This is a genomic window from Klebsiella sp. FDAARGOS_511, from assembly GCF_003812845.1.
Taxonomy (GTDB): Bacteria; Pseudomonadota; Gammaproteobacteria; order Enterobacterales; family Enterobacteriaceae; genus Klebsiella; species Klebsiella grimontii.
Genome location: NZ_CP033824.1, coordinates 660,560 through 680,027, shown reverse-complemented (window position 1 = coordinate 680,027; position 19,468 = coordinate 660,560). Strand labels below are relative to the sequence as shown.

Annotated in this window: 18 protein-coding genes; 9 read left to right on the top strand and 9 right to left on the bottom strand. The window is 56.8% G+C overall.

All coding sequences use genetic code 11. The annotated features are described in order from the left end of the window. The first annotated feature begins 10 nt into the window (after positions 1-10). Together EGY08_RS04455 and hpxK are read left to right on the top strand one after the other, a co-directional pair. The gene (locus tag EGY08_RS04455) at positions 11-1,252 is read left to right on the top strand and encodes a pyridoxal-phosphate-dependent aminotransferase family protein (RefSeq protein WP_049114165.1); all 1,242 of its coding nucleotides are present in this window, start codon (positions 11-13) and stop codon (positions 1,250-1,252) included. After that, on the top strand, positions 1,249-2,511 hold the full coding sequence (hpxK, locus tag EGY08_RS04450; RefSeq protein ID WP_112165279.1) for an allantoate amidohydrolase: 1,263 nt from the start codon (positions 1,249-1,251) through the stop codon (positions 2,509-2,511). The genes EGY08_RS04455 and hpxK overlap by 4 nt, the downstream gene beginning before the upstream one ends. Positions 2,512-2,591: 80 nt before the next feature. Here the strand turns inward: hpxK and EGY08_RS04445 are convergent, their stop codons facing one another. Both EGY08_RS04445 and EGY08_RS04440 read right to left on the bottom strand, forming a co-directional pair. Continuing rightward, positions 2,592-4,301 carry a pectate lyase gene (locus EGY08_RS04445; RefSeq protein WP_004131232.1) on the bottom strand — a complete coding sequence of 570 codons (1,710 nt, stop codon included), beginning with the start codon at positions 4,299-4,301 and terminating at the stop codon, positions 2,592-2,594. Between the two features lie 68 nt (positions 4,302-4,369). After that, on the bottom strand, positions 4,370-5,071 hold the full coding sequence (locus EGY08_RS04440) for an oligogalacturonate-specific porin KdgM family protein (RefSeq protein WP_004131233.1): 702 nt from the start codon (positions 5,069-5,071) through the stop codon (positions 4,370-4,372). A gap of 692 nt (positions 5,072-5,763) precedes the next feature. Between EGY08_RS04440 and EGY08_RS04435 the strand changes: the two genes are divergently transcribed. Then, positions 5,764-6,312, top strand: a complete 549-nt coding sequence (locus EGY08_RS04435) for a helix-turn-helix transcriptional regulator (protein WP_004131234.1) — start codon at positions 5,764-5,766, stop codon at positions 6,310-6,312. A 182-nt stretch (positions 6,313-6,494) separates the two neighbouring features. After that, the gene (locus EGY08_RS04430; RefSeq protein ID WP_004131235.1) at positions 6,495-6,791 is read left to right on the top strand and encodes a chorismate mutase; all 297 of its coding nucleotides are present in this window, start codon (positions 6,495-6,497) and stop codon (positions 6,789-6,791) included. 103 nt (positions 6,792-6,894) lie between these two features. Here the strand turns inward: EGY08_RS04430 and EGY08_RS04425 are convergent, their stop codons facing one another. Continuing rightward, on the bottom strand, positions 6,895-7,374 hold the full coding sequence (locus EGY08_RS04425; protein WP_123829408.1) for a DUF2938 family protein: 480 nt from the start codon (positions 7,372-7,374) through the stop codon (positions 6,895-6,897). Positions 7,375-7,457: 83 nt separating this feature from the next. Here EGY08_RS04425 and EGY08_RS04420 point away from each other — a divergent pair, with 83 nt between their 5' ends. The 3 genes from EGY08_RS04420 (at position 7,458) to EGY08_RS04410 (ending at position 9,473) form a co-directional block, all read left to right on the top strand. Further along, positions 7,458-7,856, top strand: coding sequence for a MerR family transcriptional regulator (locus tag EGY08_RS04420; protein WP_004131239.1), 399 nt, complete (start codon positions 7,458-7,460; stop codon positions 7,854-7,856). Positions 7,857-7,889: 33 nt separating this feature from the next. Continuing rightward, positions 7,890-8,204, top strand: coding sequence for a hypothetical protein (locus EGY08_RS04415; protein WP_004131241.1), 315 nt, complete (start codon positions 7,890-7,892; stop codon positions 8,202-8,204). A gap of 366 nt (positions 8,205-8,570) precedes the next feature. Next, complete coding sequence (locus EGY08_RS04410; protein ID WP_004131242.1) at positions 8,571-9,473, top strand: GGDEF domain-containing protein; 903 nt, start codon at positions 8,571-8,573, stop codon at positions 9,471-9,473. A 1-nt stretch (position 9,474) separates the two neighbouring features. Here EGY08_RS04410 and EGY08_RS04405 read toward each other — a convergent pair whose 3' ends face one another. Further along, on the bottom strand, positions 9,475-10,308 hold the full coding sequence (locus tag EGY08_RS04405; protein WP_004131244.1) for a helix-turn-helix transcriptional regulator: 834 nt from the start codon (positions 10,306-10,308) through the stop codon (positions 9,475-9,477). A gap of 251 nt (positions 10,309-10,559) precedes the next feature. Here EGY08_RS04405 and EGY08_RS04400 point away from each other — a divergent pair, with 251 nt between their 5' ends. Beyond that, the gene (locus tag EGY08_RS04400) at positions 10,560-11,327 is read left to right on the top strand and encodes a phytanoyl-CoA dioxygenase family protein (RefSeq protein WP_004131245.1); all 768 of its coding nucleotides are present in this window, start codon (positions 10,560-10,562) and stop codon (positions 11,325-11,327) included. 241 nt (positions 11,328-11,568) lie between these two features. Here the strand turns inward: EGY08_RS04400 and EGY08_RS04395 are convergent, their stop codons facing one another. From EGY08_RS04395 to EGY08_RS04375, 5 genes are read right to left on the bottom strand one after another with little or no spacing between them, the layout of a single operon-like run. Next, on the bottom strand, positions 11,569-11,910 hold the full coding sequence (locus tag EGY08_RS04395) for a PTS fructose-like transporter subunit IIB (RefSeq protein ID WP_004131246.1): 342 nt from the start codon (positions 11,908-11,910) through the stop codon (positions 11,569-11,571). Between the two features lie 15 nt (positions 11,911-11,925). Next, positions 11,926-12,801 (bottom strand): [formate-C-acetyltransferase]-activating enzyme, encoded by an 876-nt coding sequence (locus tag EGY08_RS04390; RefSeq protein WP_123828277.1) that lies wholly within the window; start codon positions 12,799-12,801, stop codon positions 11,926-11,928. Then, positions 12,767-15,064: a formate C-acetyltransferase gene (locus tag EGY08_RS04385; RefSeq protein WP_123828276.1), complete on the bottom strand. Its 2,298-nt coding sequence runs from the start codon at positions 15,062-15,064 to the stop codon at positions 12,767-12,769. Before EGY08_RS04385 ends, EGY08_RS04390 begins: the two co-directional genes overlap by 35 nt. A 51-nt stretch (positions 15,065-15,115) precedes the next feature. Next, positions 15,116-15,436: a PTS fructose-like transporter subunit IIB gene (locus tag EGY08_RS04380; RefSeq protein WP_123828275.1), complete on the bottom strand. Its 321-nt coding sequence runs from the start codon at positions 15,434-15,436 to the stop codon at positions 15,116-15,118. A 20-nt stretch (positions 15,437-15,456) separates the two neighbouring features. After that, a complete protein-coding gene (locus EGY08_RS04375) occupies positions 15,457-16,533 on the bottom strand; it encodes a PTS fructose transporter subunit EIIC (RefSeq protein ID WP_123828274.1) in 1,077 nt (358 codons plus the stop codon). 307 nt (positions 16,534-16,840) lie between these two features. Between EGY08_RS04375 and ptsP the strand changes: the two genes are divergently transcribed. Next, positions 16,841-19,342, top strand: a complete 2,502-nt coding sequence (ptsP, locus tag EGY08_RS04370; protein ID WP_123828273.1) for a phosphoenolpyruvate--protein phosphotransferase — start codon at positions 16,841-16,843, stop codon at positions 19,340-19,342. Positions 19,343-19,468: the final 126 nt, after the last annotated feature.

Genomic DNA, 19,468 nt, shown 5'->3' with positions numbered 1-19,468 from the left:
GGACTTAAAGATGGATATCTCCCAGTTTTCGCAACTCAACCCACCGTCGCGCCTGCTGATGGGGCCCGGCCCGATTAACGCCGACCCGCGCGTGCTGCGCGCCATGTCGAGCCAGCTGATCGGCCAGTACGACCCGGCGATGACCCACTATATGAACGAAGTGATGGCGCTGTACCGCGGCGTATTTCGTACCGAAAACCGCTGGACGATGCTGGTGGATGGAACCTCAAGGGCCGGGATTGAGGCGATCCTGGTTTCGGCTATTCGGCCGGGCGACAAGGTGCTGGTACCGGTATTTGGCCGCTTCGGCCATCTGCTGTGCGAAATCGCCCGCCGCTGCCGGGCGGAAGTGCATACCATTGAAGTGCCGTGGGGCGAAGTGTTCACCCCGGACCAGGTGGAAGATGCCATCAAACGTATTCGTCCGCGTCTGCTGCTAACGGTGCAGGGCGATACCTCGACCACCATGCTGCAGCCGCTGGCGGAGCTGGGGGAGATCTGCCGCCGCTATGACGTCCTGTTTTACACCGACGCCACCGCCTCGCTGGGCGGCAACCCGCTGGAAACCGACGCCTGGGGACTGGATGCGGTCTCGGCTGGGATGCAAAAATGCCTTGGCGGCCCGTCCGGCACCTCGCCGATTACCCTCAGCGCGCGCATGGAAGAGGCGATTCGCCGCCGCAAATGCGTGGAAGAGGGGATCCGCACCGATGCCCACCGCGACGGCGACGAGGAGATGATCTACTCCAACTATTTCGATCTCGGCATGGTGATGGACTACTGGGGGCCGGAGCGCCTTAACCACCATACCGAGGCCACTACCGCGCTGTTCGGCGCCCGGGAATGCGCCCGCCTGATCCTCCAGGAGGGGCTGGATAACGGCATTGCCCGGCATAAGCTGCACGGCGATGCGCTGGTTAAAGGCATCCAGGCGATGGGGCTGGAGACCTTCGGCGATCTGAAACACAAGATGAACAACGTGCTTGGCGTCGTCATCCCGCAGGGCATCAACGGCGACCAGGCGCGCAAGCTGATGCTGGAAGATTTCGGCATTGAAATCGGTACCTCATTTGGCCCGCTGCACGGCAAGGTGTGGCGGATCGGCACCATGGGTTATAACGCGCGGAAAGATTGCGTGATGACTACGCTCAGCGCCCTGGAGTCGGTGCTGAACTACCTCAAATTCCCGACCACCCAGGGCGCCGCGATGCAGGCCGCGTGGGACCACTATCGCAGCGAGCGCGCGCAATGAGTCAAACACAACGCCAGCAGGCGGATATGCAGCAGGCCGCGGCGCGAGTGATGGCCCGCGCCGACGAGCTGGCGGCGATCAGCGAAACGCCGGACGCCCTGACCCGGGTTTATCTCTCTCCTCAGCATCTTGCGGCAAACCAGCGGGCGGCGCTGTGGATGACCCAGGCCGGGATGACCGTCTGGCAGGACAGCGTCGGCAATATTTGCGGGCGCTACGAGGGAGAGCAGGAGGGGGCGCCCGCCATCCTGCTGGGGTCGCACCTTGATACGGTGCGCAACGCCGGGCGCTATGACGGTATGCTCGGCGTCCTGACGGCGATCGAGGTGGTGGACAGCCTGCATCGACAGGGGCGTAGGCTGAAAAAGGCGATCGAGATTGTCGGCTTTTGCGATGAAGAAGGGACGCGTTTCGGTATTACGCTGCTCGGCAGCCGCGGGCTGACCGGCACCTGGCCCGAGAGCTGGCTGGCGCAGACCGATGCCGATGGCGTCAGCGTGGCGCAGGCGATGGTGCTGGCCGGGCTGGATCCGGCGCGCATTCACCTGGCCGCCCGCAGCCAGGAGGAGATCGCCGCGTATCTGGAACTGCATATCGAGCAGGGGCCGTGCCTGGAGCAGGAAGGACTGGCCTTAGGCGTAGTGGAAGCGATTAACGGCGCGCGTCGCCTGAACTGCCGCTTTACCGGCGAGGCGGGACACGCCGGGACCGTACCGATGAGCCATCGGAAAGATGCGTTGGCCGCGGCCGCCGAGTGGATGGTGCTGATAGAGACGCTGACCCGCGAACAGGGCGGAAACCTGGTCGCCACGGTGGGGACGCTGCGCTGCGCGCCCGGCGCGGTTAACGTCATTCCCGGCGAAGTGACGCTGACCCTCGACATTCGCGGGCCGAACGACCAGCCGCTGGATGCGCTGCTGGATACGCTGCTGATGGAGGCGCAGGTCATTGCCTCCCGTCGCCAGCTGCGGTTCAGCGCCGAAGAGTTTTACCGGATTGCCGCTACCGCCTGCGAAAGCGGATTGCAGCAGGTATTGAGCGAAGCGGTGCAGGCGGTGCAGGGGCGTTCGCTAACGCTGCCGAGCGGCGCCGGGCATGACGCCATCGCCATTGCCGAACGCTGGCCGTCAGCGATGCTATTTGTGCGCTGCAAAGGCGGCATCAGCCATCATCCCGCCGAGTCGGTCACCGCCGACGATGTGGCGCTGGCGATAGACGCCTATTCGCGCGCGGTGTCGGCGCTGGATGTCGGGAAGTAAGCGCCGGGCGGTCCGGCGCTGTGCAAGTGGAGCTGTCCCGTCGCGGAACGGTCCCCCACCGGTGGCGGAGGGGGACCGTTTTATTTTTTGCCGTTCGGTTTGAGCTGTTCACCGGGTTTAAGGCGGAATAGCTCGTCATCGCGGGTGGAGTAGCGAACCGTTCCGTCAGCCAGTCGATAAGCACCCTCGGTGAATCCCGCGCCGTTCAGGAACGGCGCCACCGCTTCCGGGGTGTTGCGGAAGGCGGCTTCCAGGGCGAGAAGCGCATAGGGGGCGATACTATCGATACTGGCATATTCGGCCTCAGGATCATCGACAAAAAAGCCGTTGATGCGCTGGTTTTTGATGATGTTAGCGCTGATCCGATCCGCCAGCATCAAATAGTCCTGCTGCCCGGTGGCCTGCCACAGGTCGATAAGCGCGAAAATCGCATACGGCTGATGATTTTCCGTTTGGCTGTTCAGCCTGCGGTTTGCGCCTCCGGGTTCGCCAATATCACCCAGTCCCTGGCCTTTGGCGATACCGCGGGCGACTTTCCAGATGGCATGATCCGGTTCAAGCGTCCAGGCGCGAGCGTAGGAGAGAAGAAATTCATTTCCTGCCGGATAGGCTTTCAGCACCGTGCCTTTTTTACCGTAATAGCCGTCGCGTTTTAACACATAGCCGGAGAGGTCCGTGCCGTTGGCCAGCAGAGGGCGGAAGGTATTGTTCTGCTCATCGTAAGCGTAGGTCGCGAAGGCCTTGAGGCCATCAAGGGTCCATTTTTTGAGATCGTCGCCGGCTGTGCCCAGCGATTTGGCCAGGGCAAGCTGCATCAGCGCATTTTCTGAGTAGAGCGTGCTGGTCCGGCCCTTCAGCAGCATATTGCCTTCCAGCGCGTCCGGGCCCAGTTCGGGACCAAACTGACGCTGCGCACGGTCGCCGTATTTCGAGTGCGTGTCGCTATCATCGGTGGTGTCGGCGCGTTTTAGCGGTTGGGTAAACTGGTAGACGCCCAGTCCGGTTTTCTTATCTCGCGGCAGTACATACTGTTCGGCCAGACGCTTCGCCCACGTCAACGCGCCTGCGTCGCCATCGTATTTATAGAGCAGCGATGCGGAGTAGATAAGGTCGTTGCCGGCATTGAGAAAGCTCAGGCCTTTGGTGGCGAAAAACGGCGGCTGTTGCTCAAAATCACTTTGCCAGAGCGCGCCCATCGCTTTGCCGTACTCCCCATGACGGCTGGTTTCCAGCGTTTTCCAGTCGTAAACATGGGCATTCCAGAACGCTTTGATAAAGCGCGCGGTGGCCTTGTCATCGACGGCAAACATCATGTCGTAATAGGGGTACGCGTTTTTAAGTTCATGGACCATCTCCTTTTCGCTTGGGCCTTGAGGTTGCAGCGTTTTCAAATCAACAAAGCGATGCCCTCCCCACAGCAGCAGCCCGCTGGCGTCCTGATAGTGGTCAAAGTAGTAGCGAATATTCTCCGCGACCCGCTGCTTATATTTTGCTTCGCCGGTCAGGTTGCTTAACCCTACCAGCACCCGCATCAAATTTTGCTGGGCGGAGAAGTTCGACAGTACGGTAACTTTACCGTCCGGAAAAACCCACTCCATTTGCTTGCCGGTGCGAGGATCCACGCCGTTTGCCAGCAGAGGAGAGTGATGGCCGTACCGATCTCCCGCTTTATCCAGCACGACGTCGGCGAACTGCTTTACGCTGCTCAGCCGCGCGTTCTCCTGGGCGCCAGCACTCAGCGAGAAGAGACTCAGTGCGCCCAATGCCAGGGTGATTTTTGCAATCTTCATTATTTTCCTCTTAATGAAAATAAGGGTTTAATGAAACCCTTATTTATTATCTGGCTGACAGGAAGTTATCAGAAGGAGTATTTCACACCAACGCGATAACGCGTTTGGCGTTCATCGGTGGCTTTACTGCCGGAAACGTTGCCGATGGCCATATAAGGGGACCAGTTTTTATCGAATTTATAGGTCAGCTTAAAATCATGGGTCCAGTCGTAGCTTTCGTTATCCGCTAAAATAACCCCGGCGGAGTTGGCTTTTTTATAGTCCAGTTCATAATCGAGCTGATAATCTTTGAGGAATTTCCAGGAAATAACGCTGGTCAGATTATAACCGTTCTCTGAGGTATCTTTAGATGTACCGATATTGCCTGAATTGCGCTTGTAGTAAGGGCGGTAGCGCAGTGAGGCGCTGAGGTCATCCGTCAGGTTGGCTTTGCCGCGCAGATAAGGGCGGTAGTTGTTTGAAGACGAACTGGTATCCAGAGAGAAGCCAGGCTCTATCTGAAAGGTTTTATTTATTTTATGCACATAGCTCGCCACCACTTCGGTGCCGTTACTGACGGTTTCATCATAGGCTTTATTTTTATCCTGCGAACCTTTCCATTTCCCTTCCAGCGACAAGCCAAAACCATTAGCAAAACGGTGCGACATCAACAGTCTGTCTTTATGATTATTGCCGGCTTTGTCATTGGTTTCATGACGATAATCAAACGTCACCGCGTGGGCAGCAATACTGATAAAAGGAATCGTGACTAATAATAATGAGCGAAACATAGGGTGCCTCTACTTTTTATATTTTCCAAAGGTACAAGAAATTACCTGCCGTAAAGCAGGCAGAACGATACACATTAAATTATTAGATGGTGGTGTGGTGCCGGGTGCCTCCCGGTGAATCAGGCGCTGACTTCCTGATTCGTCAATAAAAACGAAACGTAGATGAGGGTATTCCTCCATTCAGCATGACCCCGCCGCTTAGGGGGATTCACCACACATTATTCTTTATTCCCTGATGATGACTAACTCACACTGTTTGTAATTTTATTGAAAATAACTTTTACACAAAATGAAATGATGTTTTGAGATCGAGATCTGAATATTAAAAAGAGAGAAGAAATATTTTTTATGTTATTTATAAAGATAATCCTAATTATGTTTTTGCCATTTTTATCATGGAGTTACATATTATTTTGTGGTTTTTTGACGCTTTTTTATACCTTAATTTAAGGCTTTATTTGAACTGGCGGTAATCGTATTCCTATATTTTTAAATGCTCATTTTGTTAAAACTTAAAAATACTCTGATAGTTTCAATGGTTAAACCGAAGTCAATACTTCCGATTCCTTTAACCTAAACGAAAGCTAAACGGAAAAGATTGCGCTATTGATCTGCCAGACTGACGACATAACACTCTCAGAAAAGTATCCATATGGAAGGATAATAAAAGACAGTAACCTCGGGACTTCAAGATGACTATTCATGGAAAGGATCGTGTATTTATTTCTGGCGTAGAGACTCTATTGCAGGAACTGAGCGATGGCGCGGATGCAGGGTTAAGCAACTGTGTGTATGTCACCTGCGGGATGGATATCCAGGAGATTTATGCTTTGTTCTTTCGCCATCCGCCGGAGCACTACGCCATCTTCATCACCTCTGAGCGCCATTTTGAGGCCATCAATCGGCTGTTTCCTGGCCTGCTAAAGCTCTGTTTGTCAGAGAGGTTGACGGTCGAAGAACTGCGTCAGGCGTTAAAAGTGATGGGCCTGTTTTCGGCCCAGAACCAAAGCGTTGCTTATCTGCCCGATACGTTTAATTTTACCCACGCCGAGCAACAGATCATGAGGCTCAGTTTACGCGGCCATTCTCTGGATGATATTGCCCGTATCCGCGGGGTCAGTCCGTCCACGGTCAGCGTCCAGCGTACCCGGCTGATGAAGCGTATGGGGACCAACAGCCTGCAGGAGCTCTGTTCCCTCTATGCGGCTATGCGTACCCAGCGACCACCGCTGTCCGGCTAAGCTCTATCACTAACAAATACGCGCGTCCGCGGATAAAAACGAAAGGTCACCGCTGCAGCGCGCCGCCGGCATCGGCCTTGAAGAAAAGCTGGCCAACGCTGCCTGAATAGACGCCAGGCGTGGAATCGGGCGAAATTTACTATATCATTATGAACCCACGTACTAGTTTGGAGGTTCAAATAATGACGTTTTCCACCCTTGCCGATGTCAGAAGTCAGATCGATTCGATTGATAGCGAACTGGTGAGCCTGATTGCTCAGCGCGCTGAGTGTGTTCAGGCCGCCGCCGCATTTAAAACAGACCACGCAGCCGTACGCGCGCCAGAACGCGTGCAGCAGGTTATTGATCGGGTTCGCGAGAAGGCGGCTGCGGCAGGGTTGCCCGAAGTGATTATTGAGAAAGTGTATCGGTCCATGATAGACGCCTTTATTGAGTATGAGCTTGAGCAGCATAATCAGCTACAGCGGCAAAACAGGTGATATGGGTTGCTAACGGTTGGTCGGGTGAGCGAGCCGCGCAATATTCCCGTACCGCGAAGGGGGCAGTTAGCCTCACTCTGACCCCCGGTGGTCTGTTAAGCCATTATTCCCACGCTCTGATTGCCAGAGCCGCGATATAGAGTCCGAATCCCCAGGCCAGATGCGTGAGCACGCTGAGCAAGCGAGCCAGCGATGGGCGAGGTGTTTGCGACGCCGCGATGCCAAAGCCCAATGCGGGCTGAAGAATGATGAACGGCGCAAATAAGGTTAACCCGCCTGCCAGCAGGCCTAATGTAAGCGAGGGGGCGTCCAGCCAGACGGCGCCGCTCAGTAGCAGAGGGACAAAAGCAAAAGCGATCCCGGTCAGGTAGTGAAATACCCAGCCGGTAAGCCTCTCCCCAGCCATTTCCGGCGTTGAGATGATGGTGCGATGGCAGAGCTTTCCTCTGGCTAGCCATAATATCCAGCGACCGACCAGGGCATAGTTCAGCGGCGGTATCTTGAGGATGTATTTTTGACACCATGACCACAAATCCATGAGCAGCGTTGCGCCAATACCCGTTATGACAGTTTTAACAACAATAATCGTATCCAGGGTGTACTCCTTTTCCAATGCATGTCAGGCTGGTAGCCAGTGTGCAACTTAAAGCGAGGTTTAAGTCAACCATGAAAGCGCTGGATATCCGACAAATTGCCGACCTCTCCGGCGTTACACCCTCAGCATTGCGTTATTACGAAAAAAAGGGATTAATTCAGCCTATTGGCCGTAATGGTTTGCGAAGGCAGTACCATGAAAATGTGCTCAATAAGCTGCAGCTCATTGCGCTGGGGCAGGCGGCAGGGTTTACGCTGGATGAACTCGCCGCGATGTTTGGTTCGCAAGCCGGGGTCACGATTGACCGGGGGCTGCTCCTCCAGCGTGCGAAAGAGATTGATGCCACCGTGCGCAAGCTGCAGCTGTTAAGCCGCGGGCTGAAGCACGCAGCGCGCTGCACGCAGCCGGAGCATAGGCATTGTGAAGAGTTCAAAAGAGTGGTGGCGAAAGGGTTGAGGCTGGTTGGCTGATTAATTACTTCAGACTGTGATGAGAGCATAATAATGGACAAAAATTTTACACCTGAGCAAATCGAAATCATTAATCGCGTGGTTTTTGCGCGCGTCGAACAAATGAAAGAGCAAGTGACTGACCTTATTACTCAGACAGAGCGCGATGCGCACCAGCAGCTGGCGGATTGCGGGATTGATATGACCGATTTCTCTCCGGCTAATCAGCACTTTCTTATGATGACAATCGTCCAGGCGCTGATAGATCGGGTGCACGGCGGCGACAGGGCCCTTGCCCGGAAGATAATAACCATGGAGGCGAAGAGACTGAACGTCAGCGTTTACGTTGAAGCTGATAGTTCGAGATAGCCTTGAGGCTGAGTCTGCGGCGGACCAGAGCGTTATAAACTGCGTCAGCACTGCCTTATTTGCATAGCGGAGTCCGCCCCTTCAGCATCGGCCATCGGGCTAAAAATGGAAGACCGCTCCCGGAGTCCAGAAAAGGCCTTTCCCCCAGCACCGATTGCCACATCCTCGTAGCGTTAACTCTTTATTATTCGCGCCACTGACTTCGTCGCCATGGATTGGTAGTAGGTTGGAACATTCCGCGGGGTCAGGCCACTCTCCTCTGCTCGCTGCTGCGCATCGTCAGGCATCGCGCCTTTACAGTTCGCGCAAACGCTTTCCGCTGTTATGCTAACACCCTGGCAAGCCGCGCTGTAAAGAGACCTGACCATGGCCGAACGCGAAAAAAACATCCATATTCAACCCTCGTCTTCTATTTCCCGAACCCATATCTTTCCGGCGCTGCTGGCGATCGCCGCCGTAACGGGCCTGTGCGCGTTCGTCTCGCCGCCGCTGGGGCCGTGGCGCGTGATTTTGTCTAATCCCGGTATGTATATCGATCTTCTGGCGCTGCTTTTTCTGCTGTTTATGCTCTGGAGCTCAACCAAGGTGCGCATGAACCACGTGGCGGTCAACTGGGTACGCTACGGGCTGCTGCTATGGATTGCCGGAGGCACGTTCGATCTGATGGACGAAATCTTCCGCCAGCCGCGCTGGATGGGATACTACTGTGAAGATCTGCTGCGTCTGACCGGCATGCTGCTGAGCGCGGTCGGGGTCTACAAAATCATCGAGCGCATCAATCTTCTGTACGTCGACGCGCGTTCTCAATCGCTTAAGGATGAGCTGACTCAACTACCAAACCGCCGTTTCTTTATCGACACCGTCCGCGAAAAGGCGGGGAATACGCAGGCGCTAATGATTGTTGATATCGACTACTTTAAGAAAATTAATGACACCTACGGCCATCTGGTGGGGGACGAAGTGCTGTTTGCCCTCGGCAAACAGCTGGCAAAACTCACCAGCGATAAGGTGCTGCCATCGAGGATTGGCGGCGAAGAGTTTGCCATTATCGTTGATGGCCTGTCGGCGCAGGAAGTGGATGAACTGGCGCACTCTATTCTGCAAAACGCCCGGGCAATCCTGATTAACCACGACAACCCGCTGTCGATTAGCATTGGCGTTGGCCTGCGGCATCAAGACGAGCCGCAGAATCAGTTTATTAAAAAGGTTGATGACGCGCTCTATAAAGCAAAAAATAATGGCCGCGGGCGGGTTGAATGGGCCGTGTGAACTATCCCTGCTGCGCGCTGCGGCAGTGGCGGCGATATTCGGACGGCGAGCGCTCGGTATAGCGTTTAAACACCCGGCAGAAATAGTTGCTGTCGACGAACCCGCAGTTGTGGGCGATCTCTTTGACCTTGAGGTCGTAACCGCGCAGCAGCTTTTTCGCTTTTTCCAGGCGCACGCTGGTGAGGAATTCATTAAAACCGACGGAGCCGGATTTCTGGAATATATGCGACAGGTAGTTGGGCGTAATATGAAAGCGCTTCGCCACCGACTCGCGGGTCAGCGGCTGGCTGAGATGCTCTTCGAGATAATCCTGTACCGCCAGAAAGAGATCGCGGCTGCGGCTGACGCGCATCTCCAGCCCGACCAGCTGCTCAAGGCAGTGGCTCAACAGGGCCGCGACCACCAGCCTGGCGGTGACTGGGTCCGGCTGCAGGCAGATTTCATTGAGCGACAGCAGCAGGTAGGAGCCCACGCGCGGCCCCAGGCGGGCGACATTCTGCTTTTCCGTGCGCAGCTGCCTGCCGTCCCAGTGTTGAACGCAAAACCCGAGCTTCTGGCGGCCAAACAGAATGCTTAACGTCGACGCCGGCGCGGTCCATTCCGGCAGCGTCCATTTACCCGCCTGAACGTAGAGTACCTGCGAGGCGGAGAGCATCGTCTCCGACAGCGGAAGCCCGCTCTCCTTAAGCTCACCCTCGAGCACAATTTCCAGCCGTGGAAAGGGTACCTTAAACGCCAGCGCGGGCTCGGAGATATCCGGGTCGGGGAACCTGACGTGCAGATTATCTTTCTGATTTACTAAACGATTTAAAATATCCGCCAGATCGTCAATCATTCCGTATGCCTTAGAAGAGAGCAATTATCCTGTTGATTATAATCTATTTTATCTACACAGGTTTGTTCTGTATCAGGCGACTTCACTAATGATGGCCCTGCAGAAAGGGGGAAAAGCTGGATTTTGATGGCCATCACACTTTTCCCTGCCGCGTACGCTTGTCCAGTTTTTCGTAGTTTTGGCCTCATGTATTCCCGCCCGCCGCAGATTAGAGTTTGTTTTGTGTTATCGATAAGTTAAGGAATATAAATATGGAACAACAATCTGCGGTTTATCTGGATGCGCTGGGGGCGAACGTTACGTTGAGCCCGACAATGAAACAGGAGCTGGATACCCTGGGCTACACCGTCGTGCATAACGTGGCGGACGCGGAGTGGCTGGCGGCGATGCGTACGCTTATCGACGCCATCGTCGAGAGGGAGGGCGATAATCTGGCGATGGAGCACCACCAGGAAGCGACGGCAACCCGCATCGCCAACCTGATTAACAAAGGCGCGATTTGGGAAAAGGTCTGGTCCCACCCGCTGATTCTCTCCGCCTGTCGGCATGTTTTTCAGGGGGATTTTAAAGTCTCCAGCCTGAACGCGCGGGAAGCGTTGTTTAACGGCGGCCATCAGCCGCTGCATGCGGACTGGAAAAAGCCGCGTCCCGATTTTCCGAAAGTGCATCTGGTGAATACCATCTGGGCTATCGATGACCTGAGTGCGGAAAACGGCGCGCCGCGCATTATTCCCGGTACCCATCTTCGCCCGGAGTTGCCTGAAGAGGTGCTGGACGATCCAGAGCTGGCGCATCCTGATGAGGTAGTGTTCGCCGCGCCGGCGGGTAGCGTGATGATTTATAACGCCCACGCCTGGCACGGCGGGACGCGCAACCGCGTTGGCAGCAGAAGGCGCGTGCTGCACGGTTTATATATCGACAGAGCGGATACCGCGCAGCAGGATCAGCAGCGCTGGCTGACGCCGGAAACCGCCAGCCGCCTGACGCCCGCGCAGAAATGGCTGCTGGGGGTGGCGTAAAAATCGCATGGAATTATAGCCCCGGTAAGCGCAGCGCGACCGGGGGAGGTCTGAGCGGGCGCAGTGCTATTTCCCCGGGCCGCGGCGCAAGCGCCTTGCCCGGGCTACAAAACGGCAAACGGCGGTGAACCTGTAGCCCCGGTAAGCGCAGCGCGACCGGGGGAAGTCTGAGCGGGCGCAGTGCTATTTCCCCGGGCCGCGGCGCAAGTGCTTTGTCCGGGCGACAAAATCACCGACGCCCTCAGGGGAGCTCGATATAAACCACCGGTTTTTTCATAATGCATTTCACCGCCTCGACAATCTGCTGCGGCTGCAGCAGAAAGGTTTTAATGCTGGTCTTAATGGTGCGGATGCCGTTAAAACGCTGGGCATCGTCAATTTCAATATCCGTCACCAGCAGAACGACATCGACGTGGGCAATATCGTCAGCCGTGATTTTGTTCTCCACCCCCAACGCGCCCTGGGTTTCTATTTTGATATTCCATTTCTCCTGGTGGCCGACTTTTTCCAGCCGCTCGGCCGCCATATAGGTGTGAGCGACGCCGCTGACGCAGGCCGTGACGGCAACGATATTGAAATCCATAGCATCCTCCAGGCGTTATCCGCCGATGGTCACGCTAAAACCGGCCTGTTCGGCCAGCGTCTTGAATGGTTGAATCTCAGATTCCGCAGGAGCTTTAATCATCGACATCGACCATGTTTTTCCCAGTAAGTGATATTTGGGTTCGCCGTACTGATGGAACGGCAGAAGATGAATTTCGGGCAGCTTAAAGGGGACCAAAAACGCCAGAATCTGACGGAAATTCGCGTCATTCAGCGTGAACCCCGGAATCAGCGGCACTCGGGGTATCACGTGAATATGCGCTTCCACCAGACGGGCGAAGTTGTCCAGCACCCGTGGCATATTCATCCGCAGCTGCTCTCGGGCCAGCGCTTCATCCATGATTTTCAGATCAAACAGCACTTCGTCGCACGCCTGCGCCAGCGGAAAAAAACGGCTAAAGGCGCTATCGCCCGCCGTTTCAATCGCCGTTCTCACTCCCCATTCGCGCAGGCGGCGCAGAAAACGCGCGGCAAACTCGGCCTGCATCAGTACCTCGCCGCCCGACAGGGTAACGCCGCCGCCGGAGGCGCGGAAGAAGACTTCATCCTTCAGCACCTCTTTAAGCAGATTATCCAGGGTGACGTCGCGGCCAATCTGCTCCCACGCCCCGGAGGGACACTCGACCACGTCCTGCTGGCAGCGGGAGCAGCGCAGGCACTTGCTCTCCCGGCGCACGGTCTGAATTTTCGGCGAGATCGATTCCGGATTGGCGCACCACGGGCAGGTGTGCGGGCAGCCTTTAAAAAACACGACGGTACGGATCCCCTGACCGTCATTCAAAGAGTAGCGCTGGATGTTAAAAATGCGCGCCTTATCGGCGCGCGTTTCCATCACCTCACAGCTGATGCGCGGTGCGGCGGATAATGTCATCCTGAATCTCCTGCGACAGCTCGACAAAAAAGGCGCTATAGCCGGCGACGCGCACCACCAGACCGGCGAAGTCCTGCGGCCGCTGCTGGACTTCGCGCAGGGTGTCGGCGTTGACCACGTTGAACTGAATATGCTGTAGCTTCAGCTTGGTGAAGGCCTGCAGAAAGTCGGCCAGCTTGTTGAGGCCGCTATCGCCGGCAAGGGTCGCCGGGGTGAATTTGACGTTCAGCAGCGTCCCGTTGGAGAGCAGAAAGTTATCCAGCTTGCTGACCGACTTGAGCACCGCGGTCGGTCCCTGAACGTCCTGGCCAAGCATCGGCGACAGCCCGCCGTCCGCCAGCTGCTCCCCGGCCAGGCGTCCGTCCGGCGTCGCGCCAACCACAGACCCTAGCGGCACGTGGGCGGAGACGGTATAGGAGCCCGGCGTGAAATGACCGCCGCGCGGGTTCTGGTAACGCTCAACCTCTTTGCAGTAGAAGCGCAGCAGATCGGCGCTGATGTTATCCACTTCATCGATATCGTTGCCGTATTTCTCGAAGCGGTTGATCAGGCGCGCGCGGATCTTTTCGCCTTCCGGCGTCTGGAAGTTGGCTTTCAGCACCGCGATCAGTTCGGCGAAGCTCAGTCGTTTTTGCTCAAACACCATCCCTTTGAGCGCGTGCAGCGAGTCGCTGAGATTGGCGATGCCGATGCCCTGCACCCCGGAGAAGTTATAACGCGCGCCGCCTTCGGTGATATCCCGGCCGTGCTGCACGCAGTCTTCAATAAAGGAAGAGAGCAGGGGAACCGGCGCCCAGTCGCGGTGGCCGATATCGCAAATATTGCTGCCTTCGACCATTAGCTTAATGTAATAGCGAATCTTGTCGCGGATTTGGTTAATCAGCCCATCCCAGGTGATATCAGGATTGCTTTCGTTTTCCAGCATCACGATTTCCATCACCTTCAGCAGGTTAAACATGGCGATATCGTGCAGGCCGTAGGTGCGCCCCGGGATCGACAGCTCAACGCAGCCGACCACCGAGTAATCCCGCGCGTCTTCCAGCGAGACGCCGCGGTTGAGAAACGCCGGGATCACCACTTCATCATTAAAGATTTGCGGAATACCGGTACCGAGGCGAATGGTTTCGGCGGTTTTGCGCAGGAACGGACGGTCGATCAGCTCGTTGACCCGCACGCCGAGGTTCGGCTGCGGCAGGCGCACGTTCTGGTAGGCGTCGAGGGATAAAAACGACAGGATATTGACCGCGCTGCGCCCAGTCTCGGTCAGACCGCCGAGCAGGGCGGTATAGCCGGTTGGGAAGCCTGCAAAGTAGCGCGCGCTGCTGGTGGAGCGCAGCAGGACGATATCGTTGCACTTCACCCACAGCGACTCCAGCAGCTCCTGAAGAAACTGCGGATCCTGGCCGCGATTTAATGAAGCCTGATAGTACGGCAGCATGTACTGGTCAAAGCGCCCCAGTGAAATGGAGCTGGCGTTGGATTCATACTGCAAAATGATGTTCATATACCAGAAGAGCTGGCAGGCCTGCCAGAAATCTTCCGGCCGGTGCAACGCGTTATGGCGGGAAATTTCCGCGATGGTCTCCAGCTCTTTGCGCCGCTGAACGTCGACGCAGCCGGCGGCCATGTCATCGGCAAGCGCCGCATAGCGCAGAATATGGCGCTGGGAGGCTTCCAGCAGGATCTGCACCGCCTGATAAAAACTGTTCTGCGGGTGCTGCTTATTTAGCGCCTTAAGCTCTGCCACCAGCGCGGCGAGGCCGTTTTCCAGCAGGCGGGGGTAGTCGATAATGATATGCCCCTGGCCTTTGTCGGTTTGGTTAACGCTAAAAATCTGTGTGCTGACGGCGGCCTTCACTTCATCGGTCATCTGGCTGTTGATGAAGTCCTTCATTGAGCGATTCTCCCAGTAGGGGAACAGCTCTTCGCGGTAGATGCGCTTGTCTTCTTCGCTGATGGTGAAGCGGTCCTGTGGGCGGGTCGGGAACTGGTCCAGCTCCTTAAGCAGCCAGTAGGGATCCATCTCCGGCGACATAATCCCGGCGCGCGGTTTGATCGTGCGGTTTCCGGCAATCAGTTCATCATCACGAATCGAAATCTGCACATGGTCGAGAACCCATGCGGTCGCTTTCGCCCGGCGGATCATCACGGGCTCCCCCTCGGTCTGTTTATGGCTGGCGGTGTAGAGCAGGGCCCGCTCGAGGGAGATTTCGCGCGGGTTGGCGAACAGACGATCTTTTAAGCGTTGAGTGCGATTGGTCATGACAAACTCCATGTTATTTTGCGGGGCGCAGGCCGCGCCCCGTGTATTCAGTCAGGCATTTTGTGAAAGGTGGCTGTCGATTTTGTTCATAATGGCTTCGGCGCGCTTCACGGCGTCGCTGATGTTGACGCGCACGATGGTTTTACCGGCAAAACGCTCTTCGAACTTGATGCCAATATCTTTGGTCAGAATCACCATATCGGCGCTGGCGACGTCTTCCGGGGTCAGCTCGTTTTCGATGCCGATGGAGCCCTGAGTTTCTACTTTGACCTGCCAGCCTTTAGCTTTAGCGGCGCTCTCCAGGGATTCGGCGGCCATATAGGTGTGGGCGACGCCAGACGGGCAAGCGGTAACGGCGATAATTTTAGTCATACAATATTCCTTCCAGTGTCTCAGTTAATTTCGAAATCAAGATCCATCTCGTCATCGGCTTTGGCGTCAGACGTTTTCTTTTTCGCCAGGGCCTTGAGCAGGATGACGCAGGCGGCACTGACGATGGCGCCAACCGCGAGGCCGGCAATAAATCCGCCTTTTCCTTCAACGACCGGCAAAACGATAAGCCCGCCCCAGCCGGCATAGCACTGGGCGCCGAGCAGCGCGGCGGTCACGCAGCCAGCAGCGGCGCCAATCATGTTGGCCGGGATAACGCGCAGCGGATCGGCGGCGGCGAAGGGGATCGCGCCTTCGGTCACGCCTACGCAGCCCATCACCAGCGCGGCCTTACCGGTTTCACGCTCTTCCGCGGAGAAGTATTTACGTCCAATCAGCGTTGCCAGGCCCATGCCCAGCGGCGGCACGGCGATGCCGACGGCGGCGATGGCCACCACGCTGTAGACGCCCTGGGAAACGCAAATCAGCATGAAGGCGTAGGCGACTTTATTCACCGGACCGCCCATGTCGAAGGCCAGCATCAGGCCCATAATGATGGCGAGAATCACGATACTGCCTTCGCGCATGCCCTGCAGCCAGCCGGTCAGGCTGGCGGTGAGCGCGCCAATCGGCTCACCGAGGCCCCACATCATGATCCCGGCGGTAATAAAAGTGCCGAGAATCGGAATAACGAAGATGGGCATCACCGAGCGCAGCACTTTGTGCACCGGGATCTTCTTCAGGTAGTAGACCACCAGCCCGCCGATGATCCCGGCAATCAGCGCGCCGAAGAAGCCGGCGCCGAAGCTGTTGCCGACCCAGGCGCCGATGGCGCAGGGGGCCAGCGCCGCGCGGTCGGAAATGGAGTAGCCGATATAGGCTGCCAGAAACGGCACCATCAGCGTCAGTCCGGCCACGCCGATATCAAACAGTTTTTTCAGGTTAGGGTCAGTGGCGGCATCGGGCACCGCGCCCTTGCCGTACAACATGACGGAGACTGCCAGCAAGATCCCACCGGACACGACAAACGGGATCATATGTGAAACCCCGGTCATGAGGTGCTGGCGTGTATTTTTTAATATTTGCACCAGTTCATTCATTATTTTTCTCCTGAGCGCTGCGTGGCCCGTGACTGAGTTGATGTCTCAACATTAGAAAAAGGGCGGCGCATAAAATAGTAGAGAAAAAGTGCATTTACTGGATATTTGTAAGACGAAAAGAAAATTGCGATCCACCTCAAATCTTAGTCCTGGCGGCTTTCTGACGACGTTAATGGGGGATTTGTGACCACGAGCATAAAAAAGAGTCGGGCATACAATTATCCAGTAATTACCACTTTTATCGCGTAGTGGCGGGCGACTTCTTTCTTTACCTTTTGGCTAATACGCATTATTCAGGAGGAAGGCGATGGCTCTGGTAATTGAATTCATATGTGATTTGCCCAACGGCGTACATGCGCGCCCGGCAAGCCTGGTCGAAACGCTGTGCAATACTTTTTCGTCTTCGGTCGAATGGTTAAATATCCGCACGGAAGGGCGCGGGAACGCGAAAAGCGCGCTGTCGATTATCGGCACTAATACCTTAAAGGGGGACCGCTGTGAGCTGATCGTCAGCGGGGAAGACGAAGAACAGGCGTTCACCGCGCTGTCGGCGTTTATCCGCGACGAATTTCCGCACTGCGATGCGCCGCTGCCGACGGTGGAACAAATGGACGTTCAGCCGGTTCCTGAATCCCTCTCGCGCCTTAATCCCACGCTGTTTCACGCCTTACCGGTCTGCGCCGGCAGCGCGGGCGGCAGGCTTATCCATCTTAAGTCCCTCGATCTGCACGATTTAGGCGCGCTACCGGCGGCGGGCGGCACCGAACAGGAGCAGGCGGCGCTCGATAAAGGGCTGACCCTGCTGGTAAAAAACATTGAGTTTCGCCTGCTGGATAACGACGGCACCGCCAGCGCGATCCTGGAAGCGCATCGCTCCCTGGCCACCGACGCCTCGCTGCGCCAGCATCTGCTGGGCGGGCTGCTGAGCGGCCTGAGCTGCGCCGAGGCGGTGGTCGCCACCGGGGAGCATTTTTGCGCCCAGTTCAGCGCTTCCGGCAACGACTATTTGCAGGAGCGCGTGCTGGACGTCCGCGATGTCTGCTTCCAGCTGCTGCAGCATATCTACGGCGAAGCGCGCTTTCCGGCGCCGGGTAAGCTGACGGAAGAGGCCATCTGCCTCGCCGATGAGCTCACTCCCAGCCAGTTCCTTGAGCTGGATAAAACCCTGCTGAAAGGCCTGCTGCTGCGCAGTGGGGGCACAACTTCACATACGGTGATTCTCGCGCGTTCGTTCAATATTCCCACCCTGGTGGGTGTCGATATGGAGGCGCTGCTGCCGTGGGTCGATCGGCGAGTGCAGATTGACGGTAACGCCGGGCTGGTGGTGGTGAATCCTGATGAAGCGGTGGCGCGTTACTATCAGCAGGAGGCCTGGGTGCAGGCGCAGATCCGCCGCCAGCAGCAGGCCTGGCTGGATAAAGAGGGGCGTACCGAAGACGGTATTCGTCTGGAAGTGGCGGCGAATATCGCCCATTCGGTAGAGGCGACGGCGGCCTTTAACAACGGCGCGCAGTCGGTAGGCCTGTTCCGCACCGAAATGCTCTATATGGACAGGCCCAGCGCGCCGTCGGAAAACGAGCTCTACAACATATTTTGCCAGGCGCTGGAGCCGGCCAACGGGCGCAGCATTATCATCCGCACCATGGATATCGGCGGCGACAAGCCGGTGGCCTACCTCAACATTCCGGCGGAGAACAACCCGTTTCTCGGCTACCGGGCGGTACGTATTTACGCAGAGTATCAGGCGCTGTTCCGCACCCAGCTGCGGGCGATTCTACGCGCTTCGGCGCACGGCGCGCTGAAAATCATGATCCCGATGATTTCCTCGATGGAGGAGATTCTGTGGGTGAAGGAGCAGTTGGCGGATGCAAAGCAGTCGCTGCGCAGCGAACATATTCCGTTCGATGAAAAGATCCCGCTGGGCATTATGCTCGAGGTGCCGTCGGTGATGTTTATCATTGACCAGTGCTGCGAAGAGATTGATTTCTTTAGTATCGGCAGCAATGATTTGACCCAGTATCTGCTGGCGGTGGATCGCGATAACGCCAAGGTGACGCGCCACTACAACAGCCTCAATCCGGCCTTTTTGCGCGCGCTGGATTACGCGGTTCAGGCGGTGCATCGCCAGGGTAAATGGATCGGCCTGTGCGGTGAACTCGGGGCTAAAGGTTCCGTGCTGCCGCTGCTGGTAGGGCTGGGGCTGGATGAGCTGAGCATGAGCGCGCCGTCGATCCCCGCGACCAAGGCGCGTCTGGCGCAGCTTGACAGCCGCGCCTGCCGTCAGCTGCTTAACCAGGCGATGCAGTGCCGTACTTCGCTGGAGGTCGAGCACCTGCTGGCCCAGTTCCGTATGACCCAGCAGGACGCGCCGCTGATTACCCCTCAGTGCATTACGCTGAACAGCGACTGGCGCAGTAAAGAGGAGGTGATTAAGGGCATGACCGACAATCTGCTGCTGGCTGGTCGCTGCCGCTATCCGCGTAAGCTGGAAGCGGATCTGTGGGCCCGCGAAGCGGTGTTCTCCACCGGGTTAGGGTTTAGCTTCGCCATTCCGCACAGTAAATCGGAGCATATCGAGCAGTCGACCATCAGCGTCGCCCGTCTGGCGCAGCCGGTAGCGTGGGGCGACGACGAGGCGCAGTTTGTAATTATGCTGACGCTGAACAAACATTCGGCGGGCGATCAGCATATGCGTATTTTCTCGCGGCTGGCGCGGCGCATTATGCATGCGGAGTTCCGGCAATCGCTGGTGACGGCGCAGAGCAGCGAGGCGATCGCGGCGCTGCTGCAGCGCGAACTGGAGTTGTAATTCGGTCCGGAGCATCTCCCCGGTGGCGCTTGCGCTTACCGGGGCTACGGGTTTCCAGCCGTTTGCGAAACGGTAGTGGGGAGTAGCCCGGGTAAGGCGTTTACGCCGCGACCCGGGATTTCCGGG